Here is a 15,031-nt window from a genome sequence, read left to right as displayed (position 1 = left end):
CCAGCAGATTAGCTGAAGTGGATGAACCGGAATCGCGGCCGGGATCGTGATCGGCACCGACGCGTCTTATCATGCGCGGCATGCGTTTGACTGCCGAGCAATTGCTGAGCGATACGCCGTTGCCGGAGGCTGCCGGCGGCGTGCTGGTGGCCTACAGCGGCGGTCTGGATTCGGTCGTGATGCTGCACCTGCTGGGCCGGCTGCGCGATAGCGGCTCGATCCGTAGCCTGCGCGCGCTGCACGTGCATCACGGCCTGCAGGCGGTGGCCGACGACTGGGTGCGGCATTGCGCCGCGCAGTGCGAGCGCCATGGCATCGACCTGCAAGTGCTGCGCGTGCAGATCGACGGCGCCGATCCGGCCGGGCCGGAAGGCGCGGCGCGGCGCGAACGTTATGCGGCGCTGTCCGGCGCGATGGGCGAGGGCGAGGTGCTCGCCACCGCGCACCAGCTCGACGATCAGGCCGAGACCTTCCTGATGCGGGCGCTGCGCGGCTCGGGTCAGCGCGGGCTGGCCGCGATGCGCGGCCTGCAGACCTTCGGGCCGGGATGGCTGTGGCGTCCTCTGCTCGGCCGCAGCCGCGCCGAACTCGAGGCCTACGCGCGGGCTCACGAGCTGCAGTGGATCGACGATCCGCACAACACCGACCCGCGCTACGAGCGCTCCTGGCTGCGCCAGCAACTGACGCCGCTGATGCGCCGGCGCTGGCCGGCCGCGACCCTGAACCTGGCGCGCAGCGCCGCGCTCAGCGCCGAGGCCGACGATCTGCTGGCCGAACTGGCCAGCATCGACGAAGCGGTCTGCGCGATACCCGGCGGGCTGTCATGCGCGGCGCTACTGCGGCTGTCGCCGGCGCGGCGGCGCAACCTGCTGCGCGCGCGCGTCGACGCGCTGGCCCTGCCGCCGCCGCCTCACGCGCTGCTGCTGCGGCTCGACGATCTGCTGCTGGCCCGGCAGGACGCGATGCCGCTGCTGCACTGGCCGGGCGGCGAGCTGCGCCGCTATCGCGACCTGCTGGCGATGATGCCGGCGCTGCCGGAGGAGCCTGGCGACTGGCAATGCGACTGGGACGGTCGCGGCCTGCTGATGCTGCCGGCCGGTTGCGGCGAACTTCATGGCGAGGCCGCGACCGGCCGTGCGCTGCAGGTGCGCTTTGCGCGCGGCGGCGAGCGCATCGTCATGCACGAGGGCGGACCGCATCGCAGCCTCAAGCATCTGTTCCAGGAGCATGCGGTGCCGCCATGGCGGCGCCGGCGCACGCCGCTGCTGTTCGACGGCGGCGAGCTGCTGTGGATCGGCGGCCTACCCGCAGCGGGTGGCGCCGACGCCGCGATCAGGGCCTTAAAGTGGCGGCCGGCGTAGCGCGGGTCGCGAACCGCCGTTGTAGGCTTGGCGAAAGACAAAAGCGGCGGCTTACGCCCGCCCGACGACAACAGGAGAAAGACGCAACATGATGGGACAGATGATGGAGCAGGGCCTGCTGATCAGCACGCTGCTCAAGCACGCCGAGAACTGCCATGCCGATACCGAGATCGTGTCGCGCATCGTCGAGCCGGCCGAAGGCGAGGCGCGCTTCCATCGCACCAACTGGGGCGAAGTCGCCGTGCGCTGCCGCAAGCTCGCCAACGCGCTGAAACGTCTCGGCGTCGGCGACAGCGACCGTGTCGGCACGCTGGCCTGGAACGGTTATCGCCACCTGGAGCTGTATTACGCGATCTCCGGCAGCGGTGCGGTGATCCACACGATCAACCCGCGGCTGTTTCCCGAGCAGATCGCCTGGATCATCAACCACGCCGAAGACCGCGTTCTGTGCTTCGACATCAATCTGGCGCCGCTGGTCGAAAAGCTGGTCCCGCTGTGCCCGACGGTCAAGACCTGGGTCGCGCTGACCGACGCCGCCAACAAGCCGAAGCAGGCGATCGCCAACCTGGTCTGCTACGAGGACCTGCTCGCCGCCGAGAACGACCGCTTCGAATGGCCGGAGCTGGACGAGCGCCAGGCCGCCTGCCTTTGCTACACCTCGGGCACCACCGGCAATCCCAAGGGCGCGCTGTATTCGCACCGCTCGACCCTGCTGCACACGTATGCGTCGTCGCTACCCGATGTGATGAACACCTCGGCGCGCGACGTGGTGCTGCCGATCGTGCCGATGTTCCATGTCAATGCCTGGGGCATTCCGTACTCGGCCGCGCTGGTCGGCTATAAGCTGGTGATGCCGGGCGCGGCGCTGGACGGCGCCAGCCTCTGCGAGATGTTCGTCAACGAAGGCGTCACGTTCTCGGCCGGCGTGCCGACGGTCTGGCTGGGCATGCTCAGCTACGTGCGCGAGCACGGCGTCAAGTTGCCGGCGTTCAAGCGCGCGATCGTCGGCGGCTCGGCCTGCCCGCCGTCGTTGCAGCAGGCGTTCAAGAAAGAGCTGGGCGTCAGCCTGCAGCCGGGCTGGGGCATGACCGAAATGTCGCCGCTGGGCGCGGTCAACGCGCTGAAGAAAAAGCATCTGGAACTCAGTGACGAGCCGCGCGGCACGCTGGAACTGAAGGCCGGGCGCCTGGTGTTCGGCGTCGAGGCCAAGATCGTCGACGGCGACGGCAAGGAGCTGCCGCGCGACGGCGTCGCCTTCGGCGACCTGCTGGTGCGCGGCCCCTGGGTGATCAAGGACTACTACCGCAGCGACAAGAGTCCGCTGGTCGACGGCTGGTTTCCCACCGGCGACGTCGCCACGCTGGATGCCGACGGCTTCATCGGCATCACCGACCGCTCCAAGGACGTGATCAAGTCCGGCGGCGAGTGGATCAGCTCGATCGACCTGGAAAACATCGCGATGAGCCATCCGGCGATCGCCGAGGCGGCGGTGATCGGCATCGCCCATCCGAAATGGGACGAGCGGCCGTTGCTGGTCGCGGTCAGGCGCCCCGGCGCCGAGGTCAGCGGCAAGGAGCTGATCGCGCATTACGAAGGCCGCATCGCCAAATGGTGGACGCCGGACGATGTCGCCTTCGTCGACGAGCTGCCGCATACCGCGACCGGCAAGGTGCAGAAGCTGAAGCTGCGCGAGCAGTTCAAAGAACATCAGTTGCCGTAGAGGGTCACCGGACTGAACCCGTTCCTCCCGAGTAGCGCCAACGGCGCGTATCGAGGGACTTGAGCGATGCGTCCCTCGATATGCCGCTGCGCGGCTACTCGGGAGGAACGGGGTTTCGTTCGCGGTTTCGGGGTCAGAAAAAAGCGCGCGTCATGGCAGCGATGCCTCCCTTGCCGTAAAATCCGCCAAACCCCCAGCCTGTTCCCCATCTCATGCCGAGCGTGAGTTCTACGCGTTTTATTTTCGTGACCGGCGGCGTCGTGTCCTCGCTGGGCAAGGGCATCGCCGCTGCGTCGCTGGCCGCCATCCTCGAGTCCCGCGGACTCAAGGTGCGGATGATCAAGCTCGACCCCTACATCAACGTCGACGCGGGCACGATGAGCCCGTTCCAGCACGGTGAGGTCTTCGTCACCGAAGACGGCGCCGAGACCGACCTCGATCTGGGCCACTACGAGCGCTATCTGCGCGGCAAGACCAACCGCCACAGCAACGTCACCACCGGCCAGATCTACCGCAACGTGCTCGAGAAGGAGCGCCGCGGCGAGTACCTGGGCCGCACCGTGCAGGTGATCCCGCACATCACCGACGAAATCCAGGCGCACATCCGCAAGGGTGCCGAAGGCGCCGACATCTGCATGGTCGAAATCGGCGGCACGGTCGGCGACATCGAGTCGCTGCCGTTCCTGGAGGCGATCCGCCAGATGGGCTTCGAGCTGGGCCGCGACAACGCGATGTACATGCACCTGACCCTGGTGCCGTTCGTGAAGGCGTCCGGCGAGCTGAAGACCAAGCCGACCCAGCACTCGGTCAAGGAGCTGCGCGGCATCGGTATCCAGCCCGACCTGCTGGTGTGCCGCTCCGAGAAGGCGCTGCCGGATTCGGAGAAGCGCAAGATCGCGCTGTTCACCAACGTGCCGTACAACGCGGTGATTTCGGCGATCGATCTCGACGACATCTACAAGATCCCGGCCTGGCTGCACCAGCAGGGCATGGACGATCTGGTGGTCAAGCATTTCGGCCTGGACGTGCGCCGCGCCGACCTGTCGAGCTGGGAGCGCGTGGTCGAAGCACGAGAGCAGCAGGACGCCGAAGTCAGCATCGCGATGGTCGGCAAGTACGTCGACCTGGCGGATGCCTACAAGAGCCTCAACGAGGCGCTATACCACGCCGGCCTGCATACGCATACGCGCGTCAAGATCCGCTACATCGAATCCGAAACCCTGGAGCAGCAGGGCACGCGCGTGATCCAGGGCGCCGACGCGATCCTGGTGCCGGGCGGATTCGGTGAGCGCGGTATCGAGGGCAAGATCCTGGCCGCGCGCTATGCGCGCGAGAACAAGATCCCGTACCTGGGTATCTGCCTGGGCATGCAGGTGGCGGTGATCGAATACGCGCGCAATGTCGTCGGCCTGGCCGGCGCACATTCCACCGAGTTCAATCCCAGCAGCGCGCATCCGGTGATCGGCCTGGTCACCGAATGGGTCGACAAGGCCGGCAATGTCGAGCGCCGCGACGCCAAGTCCGACATGGGCGGCACGATGCGCCTGGGCATCCAGAACTGCCGCCTGCGCAGCGGCAGCAAGTCGCGCGCGCTGTACAACGCCGAGGTGATCGCCGAGCGTCATCGTCACCGCTACGAGTTCAACAACAACTACCGCGACCAGCTCGGCGAAAAAGGCCTGGCGATCGTCGGCGTGTCGGAGAACGAGGAGCTGGTCGAGATGATCGAGCTGCCGGACCATCCCTGGTTCGTCGCCTGCCAGTTCCACCCGGAGTTCACGTCGACGCCGCGCGACGGCCATCCGCTGTTCGAGGGCTTCGTCAAGGCGGCGCGCGAGCAGCACCAGGCGCATCGCGCCAGCGCTGCTTAGTGCGGCAGGTAGAAAGCTAAAGCTTTTGTAGGAGCGGGCTCGCCCGCGACCCTGGTCGCGGCGCTACGCTGGGATGCCACAGTCGCGGGCAAGCCCGCTCCTACAGCTGAACCTGCAGGAAGTCCGCTACCAGACCAGCGGCAGCAGCTTCGGGCCGACTACGCCGCCGGGCCAGTATTCGACCTTGCAGCCGTCCTTGAGCTTGAACTCGGGAATGCGCCGCAGGAACTCGGTGATGCAGATCTTCACTTCCAGCCGAGCCAGATGCGCGCCCATGCAGCTGTGCACGCCGCCGGCAAACGCCAGCGTCGGCTTGCGCGGGCGGTTGAAGTTGACCTCGGTCGGCTTGGCGAAAATCGCCGGGTCGTAGTTGCAGGTCGGCAGCACGCTGGTGATCTTGTCGCCCTTCTTCATCTTGATGCCGTGCAGCTCGTAGTCCTGGGTGAGCGTGCGGCCGGAGAACGTCACCGAGTAGACGCGCAGCAGTTCCTCGACCACGGCGTTGATGTTGTCGGGATGGTCGATGATCTCCTGGCGCCGCTGCGGGTTCTCGGCAAGCCACAGGAAGATGTTGTTCAGGGTCGCGAACACCGTGTCCAGGCCGGCGATGAACAGGAAGAAGGTGAAGCCGAAAATCTCCGGCGCCGTCATCGGCACACCGTTGGGCTGGGCATGCACGATCCTGCTGATCGCGCCGTCGTCGGGCTGCTGCGCCTTTTCCTTGATCACGGTCGCCAGATAGGCGCAGGCCTCGCGCATGCTGGTTTCGGCGATCTTGCGGTCCTGGGCGTGCAACAGACCCATCGCCCAGCCGACGAAGGTGTCGAGCATGTGATGCGGCAGGCCCATGATGTCGAGGAACACCAGCACCGGCAGCGGCCGGCCGAAGTCCCTGGTGAACTCGCATTCGCGCTTGGCGATGAACGGGTCGATCAGGCCGTTGGCCATGTCGCGGATCTTGCCCTCGAGCAGCGCGATCGCCTTGGGCGACAGCATCGGGTCGAGGATCGCGCGGTATTTGCGGTGATCCGGCGGGTCGATCTCCAGCGGAATGAAATAAAAATAGTTGTTCGGGTCGCGCGGGAACGGCGTCGCGCCGGCGGTGGTGAAAATCTCCGGATGGCGCAGCACGAAGTAGGCGTCGTCGTAGTTCGTCAGCAGCCAGGAGCCGGGCATGTGCGCGCTGGTGTTGTAGAAAATCCGCGGCTGGCTGTTGTGCAGCTCGGCCATGAAAACATGCGGGGCGGCCAGGAACTCGGGGCCGTCGGTCAGACCGATGGAGCGCACCAACTCCGGTGGCACATGCGGCGGGATCGCGAAAACCGGGGCCGGCGGGCGGGCCGCTTGGGTGCTGTCCATCGTGCGCCTCCTGTTCGTTCTTGTCGTTTCAGAACTGCGTTTCGGGCAACTGCACGACCAGTCCGTCCAGCGCCGCGCTGACGCTGATCTGGCAGCTCAGCCGGCTGCCGGGCCGGCGCGGACTGCTGGTGGACTCCAGCATCTCCAGCTCGGTCTCCGACGGCGGCTCGATCTTGTCGACCCAGGCCGCGTCGACATAGCAATGGCAGGTGGCGCAGGCCAGACCGCCGCCGCATTCGCCGACGATGCCGGCGACCATGTGGTTCACCGCGCCCTGCATCACCGAATCGCCCTCGGCGACCTCGACCGGGTAGCGGCTGCCGTCGTGTTCGATATAGGTCACCAGCGCCACGGCTTGCTCCATGAGAACAGTGTTCTCATTTATGCTAGACAAGCGCTGATATATCGTCAACGCCTTCCCTGCGAATGCCTTCCCGAACCCGATGAGCCTGGCGTCCAAATCCGAGCCGCTGGCGCAGACGCCTGCCGACGCAGCCGAGCCACCGCCCGAGCAGCGCAGCCGGCGCATCGTCGAGGCGGCTTACGAGCTGCTCGACGAGGCCGGGCTGGAAGGCTTGACGATACGCGCCGTTCTCAGCCGCACCGGCCTGTCGCGGCGCGCGTTCTACGAGCGCTTCGTAGGCAAGGACGAGCTGATGCTGGCGGTGTTCGAACGCACCATCAGCCTGGCCGCCGAGCACTACCGCCAGCAGTTCGGCGCGGTACCGGATCCGGTCGAGCGGCTGCGGCTGATCGTCACCCACATCGTGCTCGGCAATGGCGCCTCGCCGGTCGAAGGCGAGTTTGCGAACCGCCGCGGCGCGGCGATGAGCCGCGAGCATCTGCGCCTGGCCGAGTCACGCCCGGACGCGCTGCAGCGGGCGCTGAGCCCGCTGATGAGCCTGATCGCGCAGCAGCTCGAAGACGGCATGCAGGCCGGCCTGGTGCGCCGCGATTCGGCGACCCAGCTGGCGACGCTGGTCTACAACCTGGTCGCCACCACGGTGCATACCGAGCTGCTGGCGCACGAAAGCGCGCGGCCCGATCCGCTGCGCCGGCAGCAGCTGGCTCACGACATCTGGGAATTCTGCCGGCGCGCGATCGCGGCCTAGCGCCGGCTGCCCGCCTCAGCCCGCAGCCGGTGCCCCCGCCGCTTCCGGCAAGCTGGGTGTGGCGGATCATGGGGTCACGCCAGAAGCAAATGCCCGGGCTTTTTTTGGCCCGCCGCTAGCGCATCAGGCTCAAGGCGCTGCCAGCACGCGATCCAGCAGCCTGCTGAAGTCTTCTGTCTGCCACAGGTGCAGCACCGTGCTCAACATGTGCAGCTGCACGCGCGCGGTCTCGTTGGCGCCGAAGCGCGGATCGCGGCGGCTTTCAATCGCCGACAGATCGGCGATCTGCGCCTGGATCAGCGCCGGCGCGTCGAGCAGCCAGGCCAGGCCCATCAGGGCGACCCACAGCAGCAGATGGGTTTTTAGCGCTTCGACATCCAGCGCTGCGCCGCCGCAGCCGTGGAACTCGTCGGCGAACAGTGTCAGCAGCTCGTACAGATGCGCGTCCCACAGCCCGATTTCGGCGGCGCTGAGCGCGCCGAACAGCGCCAGCGCGACGCTCATCTGGCCAACACGGCCCCAGTCCATCAACCCGCACTCGAGTTCGCCGTCGGCGCCGCGCCAGAACCAGGCGTTGTCGATGTTCGCGTTCCAGTGGCACAGCGCGATGAACTCCGGCCGGCTGTGGAGCAGGCGGCGGATCGGCTGCTCTTGTTGCAGAAATCGAGGGATGTCGCAGCCTAGCTGCGACAGAAATTCAGGCGTGCGGATCTGCGCCGGCAACAGCTGCGGATAGCGCTCGGCGAACTCGGCGTAGCGCGCGACGCGATTCAGCAGCTGCTGTTCGCTGTAACGGATGCGGTCGCTGGCGATCGCCTGTTCGGCATCGAACGCGAACTCGCTGGCGACGTCGGCCGACAGCCGCCCGGCCTGGTGCGTGCCGGCGAGGCGGGCGAGGGCCTTGATCAGCGCGCGGTAGTGCGCCAGCGGCTCGGGCAGATCGTAGTCGCGGCACTTGTCGTGCAGCGGCTCGATGCCGCCGCTGCCGAAGGCGATGCGCTGCGTGATCAGCAGGCCGCTGCCGGATTTCCGGTGGTAGTCGGCGAACAGGCAGGCGGGCACCGCGATCGGAAAGCCAGGCCGGCGCGACAGCCGCGCCAGGCGCACTTCCGGCTCCAGCTGGTTCTTCGCGCGGTCGCGGATCGCGTCGTCGAAGTCGCGTGAGAACTTCACGAACAGCTCGGTCGGCAGGCCGGGAATGTCGGGCTCGTAGGCCACCGACAGCAGTAGCTTGCGGCCGGTACTGCCGCCAGGGCAGTCCTCGAACCGGGTGATGCCTGCAACGCGCTGGTCCGCGGCCAGCGCGCCACTGGCCTGGAATGCGGCGGTCAGAAAATCCGCGCCGCCGTCGCGCAGCGCGCCGGCGTGCACCGGGATGCGCAGGGCCAGCGCGTCGCCCGCTACCCAGTCGATCACGGTGGTTGTGGTCATTATTGGCATCGCCTGTGTATACCGCGCCGGCGGGCGGCCGGCAGCGAAACTGCGCGGCAGGTAAAATCTGCGACCTTTCGCTGTAGCCAAGGACAAGCAATGAAACTCTGTGGCCGCGACATCGGCATCGACCAACCGCTGTTCATCATCGCGGGCCCGGACACGCTGGAATCGCAGGAGCTGGCGATCGAGGTCGCCGGCACCATCGCCGAGATCGCCAAAAAGCTGGACATCCTCTACATCTTCAAAGGCAGCTTCGACAAGGCCAACCGCAGCTCGCACGAGAGCTACCGCGGCCCGGGTCTGGAAGAAGGCCTGAAGATGATGGAGAACGTGAAAAAGCAGATCGGCGTGCCGGTGCTGACCGACGTGCACGAAGACACGCCGGTCGACGAGGTCGCCGCGGTGATCGACGTGATCCAGACGCCGGCCTTCCTGTGCCGCCAGACCAACTTCATGCAGAAGTGGGCCAGGAGCGGCCGGCCGATCAACGTCAAGAAAGGCCAGTTCATGTCGCCCTGGGAAATGGGCAACGTGATCGCCAAGATGAAGGCTGTCGCGCCGGACCAGTTCCTGCTGTGCGAGCGCGGCTTCAGCTTCGGCTATAACAATCTTGTCGCCGACATGCGCGGCCTGGCGATCATGCGCAAATACTCGCCGGTGGTGTTCGACGCCACGCACACGGTGCAGCTGCCCGGCGGCCAGGGCAACGCCTCCGGCGGCATGCGCGAAATGATCCCGGTGCTGGCTCGCGCCGCGGTCGGCGCCGGCGTCTCCGGCGTGTTCATGGAAACCCATCCCAAGCCGGACGAAGCGCTGTGCGACGGCCCGAACTCACTGCCGCTGGCCAAGATCAAGGGGCTGCTGGAATCCCTGGTCGCGCTGGACAAGCTGGTCAAGTCCAAGCCGCTGCTGGAGTCCGAACTCAGCTGATAGAGCGGGGGGCTAACCATTGATGATGGACTTCCCCCGGAGCATCGGGGGAACCTGCCGGGGCTTCCGGCAACCGCCTGGGTGCCTATGCCGGGTCGTTGACTGCGGTGGCGGCCGCGGTTGGCGGCAACCATTGCTTGCCTGCTTCCGTGGCCTGCCATGCCGCCACGCCGAGCTTCTCGACCAGGCCGAGCTTTTCTAGCGTCAGCATCGTCGCCGTGGTGCAGACCGGATGACCGTTGACTTCGACCCGGGTGCCATGGGCGACATACGCCTTCCATCCCTTGTTCAGCCACTTCATTACGGCGACCTGCGACTCCGTCAGTTTCCGTGCCACTCGATTCTCCCGTTTGTGTAGGCGGCGAGGGCCGCCGCGTTGCCGTCATGGATGCGCTGGCTATCGGCCGGCATCGTGTGCTCGCCGTGCTGGTCTTCAGCACCGGCAGGCCGTGACAGGATCGAGCCCATGTTAGCGGATGAGCTGCGGCTGGCAGCAGCCGACCGAAAGCGCTGGCCTGTCGGGCCTGCGCTCAATAATAAGCGGCCCCGAAGGCCGCTTTTTTTGCATCTTCTTGCATCGGCGAATCTGCGGTGGGCGAACGAAAGCCGTTTGCCCACCCAGGGTTCTGCTTAACGCGAACGCTTGCGCCTGCGCAGCGCCGCCAGGCCGAGCAGCGGCAGCAGCAGGCCGCCACCGAGCGCGCCGCCACCACCGCCGCCGCTACCGGACCCCCCGCCGCCCGAGCCGCCGGTGCCGCCGCTGGCGTCGGTCGCCTTGATCAGCTGGCTGCTGGCGGCGCTGCTGCCGCCGTTACTGTCGGTGACCGTGAGCTTGGCGGTGTACTGGCCGATCGCGGTGTAGGTGTGCTTCAGCACGACCGAGTTGGTGCCTTCGGCGAAGGTCGCCGCGGCAACCGGGCTGCCGTCGCCAAAGTCCAGGCTGTAGCCGGTGATCTTGTCGCCCAGATCCGGGTCCGAACCGCCGACGGTGAAGCTGATTTCGATCGGCGCCACGCCCGAGACCACGCCGGCCAGCAGGTTGGCGATCGGCAGCGTGTTCAGCGGAGCCGTCGCCGAGCAGTAGCCGTAGCTGACGTCGTCGACGTACCAGCCGTCGCTGCCGCCGCAACCGTCGTTGCCGAAGTCGAAGCGGAACACCACCTTGTCGCCCTTCTTCGGCGCCATCGCCAGCTTGGACAGGTCGACGACCGTCGTGCCCCAGCTGCCGGTGGTCTTGCCCTGGTCGGCGCCGGTCCAGCCGGCTTCACCGGCCAGCGGGCTGGTGTTGTTGCCGCTCAGGCCGACCGGGTCGGGCACGCCCGGCAGCAGCGGGGCATCGGTGAACGCGCCGCTGTGGCCGTTGTAGCTGAAGGCTTCGCCGGGAACGATGACGAAGTCGCCGTCGCCGACCTTGACCTTCAGGTTGCCGCCGTCGAAGCCGGCCTCGGTGTGCACGTAGTGCGTGAACGTGAAGAACGAGGCGTCGTCCTGCAGCGTGGTCTCCGGCGTGTCGATCCAGTGCTCGGCCGACTGGTCGCCGCCGGTGGTGCAGGTGCCGCCGGTATCGTTGGCGAAGAATGCCGCCGAGCCGCTGTGCGGCGCCGGCAGCGTCGTGCTGATGGTCCACGGCGCGATGTCGGTATCGCCGGTGACGTTCTTGCCCTGGACCCAGCTTGCCGGCAGCGTCGCGCCGTCGAAACGCTCGGTCGATGTCGCGGTCGGGAACTTGCCGACAGCGCACAGCGCCGGCGTGGTCGCTTCCGGCTTCAGGATCGGCTGGAAGCCACACTGCGTGGCCAGCTCGCTGTCGCGGCGGAACTCGACCGCCTCGGTCATCTCGTGCACCGAGGCGCAGTCGGCGGCGGTGATCCTGTCGGTGGAGACGGCGCCGCTCGGGTCGTTCAGCGGCACGCCGATCAGCTCCGAGCAGGACAGCTCCAGCGCGTCCGCATGCTGGGCAAAGTTCGTGGTCGGCGTCTGGTGATGGGTTTCGGCCTGGAAGTAGATGTGCGCGGCCTTGGTCATGCCGATGCCGGTGATCGTGTGGCCGTTGTATTCCTTGCCGTCGACCAGCATCGCGTAGCCGTGGTTGGGCACACCGGAGTTGGTATGCACCTCCTCGCCGCAGTCGTAGTTCTCGGAGCTGGTCTTGCCGGGGTTGGCGGCCGGGAAGCTGTCCGGGTCCCACATGTCGCGCAGCAGGATGATCGCCAGCGCCTCCGAAAGATCTTCGCCGACGACCCAGCGGCTGCCGCGGTTTTCGTAGTAGTCGCCCTCGGTCAGCGAGGCGCCGAGCGGGCCTTCGATCTCGTTCACCAGGTCGTAGGTTTCGCCGAAGATGTCGGAGTAGCTTTCGTTCAGCGCGCCCGACTGGCCCTGGTAGATCAGGCCATGGGTGTACTCGGTGTAGGCGTGGCTCCACTCGTGGCTGACCACGTCGTCGGCGTCGAACGCCGGGCAGTAGTTGGTGGCGTCGCCGTCCCAGTAGGCGTTCGGGCACTGGTCGTTGACCAGGTAGACGCTCTTCTGGCGCTGCACGCCGTCGGTGGCCTTGACCGCGCCGTCGTCGTAACCCTCGCGGCCGAACATGTTCTTGTACAGCGCGTAGGTGCCGCCGGCGAACAGGTAGAGGTTGTCGGTGGGCGCGCGCGGGCTGCGCGCCGAGGCCTTGGTGCGGTCGTCGACGCCCAGCGGGATGTCGGTCGGCGCCAGTGCGCTGCCTTCGCTCAGCACCGGCGACAGCGGAATGCTGAGCCCTAAGCCCAGCGGGTCCGGCGTGGTCTGGCCCGGCGTGTAGATCTCGCGGTTGAGCACGCTCTGGATGCCGTTGATGCGGTTGAGCACCGCGCCGGTGTTGGCGTTCAGAATCATGCGCTCGCGCACGGGCGTGCCCGGCGTGCCCTTGACCACCACTTCATAGGCCAGGAAGTTCTTGCCCTCGACGCCACGCAGCAGGCCGCTGGCGTAGACCATCAGGCGCGAGGACTCGACCTTGAGCACGGCCTTCGGATGCAGCTTGGAGGCGGCGGTGACCGCGCGCGCGCGCAGGTCGGCCACCGACATCTTCGGCGTGATCTCCAGGCCGTCGAGGTTCTTGACGAACACGCCGTTGGTGCCAGTGATGCCCAGCGAGTTCATGTCGACGATGACGCGCGCGCCGAATACCGGCAGGCCGCGGTAGTACTGGTCCATGTGTACGTGGGTGCCGCCATGGCCGTCCTTGGAGATGCGCGCCTGGCGCAGCTCGCTGAGCGCGTCCTTGACGCCGAGCACGGCGCCGTAGTTCGACAGGAACTGCTGCGCGCGGCTCAGCGGCTCGGCGCTGCTGTTGTCGCTGGTCAGCACCTGCTTGCCGATCGCGTGAACGCTGGCGTAGGCGCTACCGACCAGTTCGTTGTGCGTCAGGGCGCCGGCCGTGTTCTGCGTCAGCAGCTGCAGCGCTTCCGCGGGGCTGTTGGCCGTGCGATCCAGCGCGGCGACAGCGGGTTGGGCGGCTGCGGCCAGGCCGGCGGCAGTCAGGGCGAGCAATAGCGGGCTGCGGCGCAGCGGGCGCCGGGTGTGACGATCGGACATGGGCAGGGAAGGCCGTGTGTAAGGAAAAGGCGAATGGAGTATCAGATTGTTGTTGGGCGTAACACAGTGGGGGAAATGCCCATGCCGCGTAGATAAGACCTACCGGTCCACCGACATCCCGGAACTTCTGGGGTGGCCATGGATCGGGGAAGGTCTGCTGGACGAGGCAGGGGCAGTATCTGTTCGTTGTCCGCTGTTACAGAAGGGGCTAAGTACCCAGGGGGCGCGTGGTAAATCCGACCCTGTCAATACCCTGATGGGTTCCGGCGATCGCCCCCAGCGTGCCGTTGGTCGCTTGCAGGGAAAACCGGGATTTTTGTTTGTCGCCGCCCTCGTCCACTACAATCATTGCTTCGTTCCCATTGGCCAAAAGCACAAGACGCATGTCGAAAATCACGCAAGTCTCCGCTCTGGAAATCATCGACTCCCGTGGCAACCCGACCGTGGAGGCCGAGGTGACCTTGGCATCCGGCGCGGTGGGCCGTGCCGCTTCGCCGTCGGGTGCCTCGACCGGCAGCCGCGAGGCGATGGAACTGCGTGACGGCGACAAGAAGCGCTACATGGGCAAGGGCGTGCTGGAAGCGGTCAACAACGCCAACACCGAGCTGGCCAAGGCGGTGATCGGCCTCGACGCCCAGGACCAGTACGGCATCGACCAGGCTTTGATCGACACCGACGGCAGCGACAACAAGGATCGCCTTGGCGCTAACGCGATCCTCGCCGTGTCGCTGGCCGCGGCGCATGCGGCCGCCGCCGAGAACGGCGTGCCGCTGTACCGCCATCTGGGTGGCCTGCAGGCGGACACCTTGCCGGTGCCGATGATGAACGTCATCAACGGCGGCGCGCATGCCGACAACAACATCGACATCCAGGAATTCATGATCCTGCCGGTCGGCGCGGCGAGCTTTTCGGAAGCGATGCGCTGCGGCGCCGAGATCTTCCACACGCTGAAGAAGGTGCTGAAGGAAGGCGGCCACAACACCGCGGTCGGCGACGAAGGCGGCTTCGCACCGAACCTGCCGTCGACCGAGGCGGCGCTGAAGTGCCTGGTCGAGGCCATCGACAAGGCCGGCTACAAGTGCGGCAAGGATGTGTTCCTGGGCCTGGACGTTGCCTCCAGCGAGTTCTACAAGGACGGCAAGTACGATCTGGAAGGCGAGCACAAGGTGCTGACCTCGGCGCAGTTCACCGACTACCTGGCCGACCTGGTCAACCGCTATCCGATCATCTCGATCGAAGACGGCTGCGCGGAAAACGACTGGGAAGGCTGGGCGCTGCTGACCAAGAAGCTCGGCAACCGCGTGCAGCTGGTCGGCGACGACCTGTTCGTCACCAACACCCGCATCCTCTCCAGCGGCATCGAGCAGGGCATCGCCAACTCGATCCTGATCAAACCCAACCAGATCGGCACGCTCAGCGAGACCCTGGCCGCGATCCGCATGGCGGTCGACGCCGGCTATTCCGCCGTGGTCTCGCACCGCTCCGGCGAGACCGAGGACAGCACCATCGCCGACATCGCGGTCGGCACCGTCGCCACGCAGATCAAGACCGGCTCGCTGTGCCGCTCGGACCGCATGGCCAAGTACAACCAGCTGCTGCGCATCGAGCGTGATCTTGGCAGCCGCGCGCGCTATCCTGGCGCATCCGCTTTCCCGGTCAAGATCGGCTGAT

The 15,031-nt window shown here is 66.7% G+C and carries 13 protein-coding genes; 6 read left to right on the top strand and 7 right to left on the bottom strand.

Annotated features, from left to right (window positions below; translation table 11 throughout):
- Nucleotides 1-71: 71 nt before the first annotated feature.
- From tilS to ACQZF9_RS10515, 3 genes are all read left to right on the top strand, one after another.
- Nucleotides 72-1,361 (top strand): tRNA lysidine(34) synthetase TilS, encoded by a 1,290-nt coding sequence (gene tilS / locus ACQZF9_RS10525; protein WP_428313185.1) that lies wholly within the window; start codon nt 72-74, stop codon nt 1,359-1,361.
- An 88-nt stretch (nt 1,362-1,449) separates the two neighbouring features.
- The gene (locus ACQZF9_RS10520; protein ID WP_428313184.1) at nt 1,450-3,081 is read left to right on the top strand and encodes a 3-(methylthio)propionyl-CoA ligase; all 1,632 of its coding nucleotides are present in this window, start codon (nt 1,450-1,452) and stop codon (nt 3,079-3,081) included.
- Nucleotides 3,082-3,293: 212 nt separating this feature from the next.
- On the top strand, nt 3,294-4,952 hold the full coding sequence (locus ACQZF9_RS10515) for a CTP synthase (RefSeq protein ID WP_428313183.1): 1,659 nt from the start codon (nt 3,294-3,296) through the stop codon (nt 4,950-4,952).
- A 126-nt stretch (nt 4,953-5,078) separates the two neighbouring features.
- Here ACQZF9_RS10515 and ACQZF9_RS10510 read toward each other — a convergent pair whose 3' ends face one another.
- Together ACQZF9_RS10510 and ACQZF9_RS10505 are read right to left on the bottom strand one after the other, a co-directional pair.
- A complete protein-coding gene (locus ACQZF9_RS10510; protein ID WP_428313182.1) occupies nt 5,079-6,311 on the bottom strand; it encodes a cytochrome P450 in 1,233 nt (410 codons plus the stop codon).
- Between the two features lie 28 nt (nt 6,312-6,339).
- Nucleotides 6,340-6,675: a 2Fe-2S iron-sulfur cluster-binding protein gene (locus ACQZF9_RS10505; protein WP_428313181.1), complete on the bottom strand. Its 336-nt coding sequence runs from the start codon at nt 6,673-6,675 to the stop codon at nt 6,340-6,342.
- Between the two features lie 79 nt (nt 6,676-6,754).
- Between ACQZF9_RS10505 and ACQZF9_RS10500 the strand changes: the two genes are divergently transcribed.
- The gene (locus tag ACQZF9_RS10500; protein WP_428313180.1) at nt 6,755-7,423 is read left to right on the top strand and encodes a TetR/AcrR family transcriptional regulator; all 669 of its coding nucleotides are present in this window, start codon (nt 6,755-6,757) and stop codon (nt 7,421-7,423) included.
- A 129-nt stretch (nt 7,424-7,552) separates the two neighbouring features.
- Here ACQZF9_RS10500 and ACQZF9_RS10495 read toward each other — a convergent pair whose 3' ends face one another.
- A complete protein-coding gene (locus ACQZF9_RS10495; RefSeq protein ID WP_428313179.1) occupies nt 7,553-8,854 on the bottom strand; it encodes a hypothetical protein in 1,302 nt (433 codons plus the stop codon).
- Between the two features lie 99 nt (nt 8,855-8,953).
- On the opposite strand from ACQZF9_RS10495, the gene kdsA reads away from it, so the two are divergent.
- Nucleotides 8,954-9,787, top strand: a complete 834-nt coding sequence (gene kdsA, locus ACQZF9_RS10490; protein WP_428313178.1) for a 3-deoxy-8-phosphooctulonate synthase — start codon at nt 8,954-8,956, stop codon at nt 9,785-9,787.
- Nucleotides 9,788-9,872: 85 nt separating this feature from the next.
- Here kdsA and ACQZF9_RS10485 read toward each other — a convergent pair whose 3' ends face one another.
- The 4 genes from ACQZF9_RS10485 to ACQZF9_RS10470 all read right to left on the bottom strand — a co-directional run bounded on the left by ACQZF9_RS10485 (nt 9,873) and on the right by ACQZF9_RS10470 (nt 13,757).
- The gene (locus tag ACQZF9_RS10485) at nt 9,873-10,124 is read right to left on the bottom strand and encodes a hypothetical protein (protein WP_428313177.1); all 252 of its coding nucleotides are present in this window, start codon (nt 10,122-10,124) and stop codon (nt 9,873-9,875) included.
- Nucleotides 10,109-10,255 (bottom strand): hypothetical protein, encoded by a 147-nt coding sequence (locus ACQZF9_RS10480; protein ID WP_428313176.1) that lies wholly within the window; start codon nt 10,253-10,255, stop codon nt 10,109-10,111. The genes ACQZF9_RS10485 and ACQZF9_RS10480 overlap by 16 nt, the downstream gene beginning before the upstream one ends.
- A 162-nt stretch (nt 10,256-10,417) precedes the next feature.
- Nucleotides 10,418-13,360, bottom strand: a complete 2,943-nt coding sequence (locus ACQZF9_RS10475; RefSeq protein ID WP_428313175.1) for a M4 family metallopeptidase — start codon at nt 13,358-13,360, stop codon at nt 10,418-10,420.
- 208 nt (nt 13,361-13,568) lie between these two features.
- Nucleotides 13,569-13,757 carry a hypothetical protein gene (locus tag ACQZF9_RS10470; protein ID WP_428313174.1) on the bottom strand — a complete coding sequence of 63 codons (189 nt, stop codon included), beginning with the start codon at nt 13,755-13,757 and terminating at the stop codon, nt 13,569-13,571.
- Between ACQZF9_RS10470 and eno the strand changes: the two genes are divergently transcribed.
- A complete protein-coding gene (gene eno, locus ACQZF9_RS10465; protein WP_428313173.1) occupies nt 13,744-15,030 on the top strand; it encodes a phosphopyruvate hydratase in 1,287 nt (428 codons plus the stop codon). The two genes, ACQZF9_RS10470 and eno, sit on opposite strands and share 14 nt — an antisense overlap.
- Nucleotide 15,031: the final 1 nt, after the last annotated feature.

This window comes from Hydrocarboniphaga sp. (assembly GCF_965279055.1).
GTDB lineage: Bacteria > Pseudomonadota > Gammaproteobacteria > Nevskiales > Nevskiaceae > Hydrocarboniphaga.
The sequence above is the reverse complement of the archived record's forward strand: the minus strand, read 5'-3'. Positions and strand labels throughout refer to the sequence as shown.

Bases quoted from the DNA above. Each gene is read 5' to 3' on its own strand.
- ACQZF9_RS10505 (WP_428313181.1), bottom strand. From the start codon at position 6,675: ATGGAGCAAGCCGTGGCGCTGGTGACCTATATCGAACACGACGGCAGC.
- kdsA (WP_428313178.1), top strand. From the start codon at position 8,954: ATGAAACTCTGTGGCCGCGACATCGGCATCGACCAACCGCTGTTCATC.
- ACQZF9_RS10480 (WP_428313176.1), bottom strand. From the start codon at position 10,255: ATGGGCTCGATCCTGTCACGGCCTGCCGGTGCTGAAGACCAGCACGGC.
- ACQZF9_RS10500 (WP_428313180.1), top strand. From the start codon at position 6,755: ATGAGCCTGGCGTCCAAATCCGAGCCGCTGGCGCAGACGCCTGCCGAC.
- ACQZF9_RS10495 (WP_428313179.1), bottom strand. From the start codon at position 8,854: ATGACCACAACCACCGTGATCGACTGGGTAGCGGGCGACGCGCTGGCC.
- tilS (WP_428313185.1), top strand. From the start codon at position 72: ATGCGCGGCATGCGTTTGACTGCCGAGCAATTGCTGAGCGATACGCCG.
- ACQZF9_RS10520 (WP_428313184.1), top strand. From the start codon at position 1,450: ATGATGGGACAGATGATGGAGCAGGGCCTGCTGATCAGCACGCTGCTC.
- ACQZF9_RS10475 (WP_428313175.1), bottom strand. From the start codon at position 13,360: ATGTCCGATCGTCACACCCGGCGCCCGCTGCGCCGCAGCCCGCTATTG.
- ACQZF9_RS10515 (WP_428313183.1), top strand. From the start codon at position 3,294: ATGCCGAGCGTGAGTTCTACGCGTTTTATTTTCGTGACCGGCGGCGTC.
- eno (WP_428313173.1), top strand. From the start codon at position 13,744: ATGTCGAAAATCACGCAAGTCTCCGCTCTGGAAATCATCGACTCCCGT.
- ACQZF9_RS10510 (WP_428313182.1), bottom strand. From the start codon at position 6,311: ATGGACAGCACCCAAGCGGCCCGCCCGCCGGCCCCGGTTTTCGCGATC.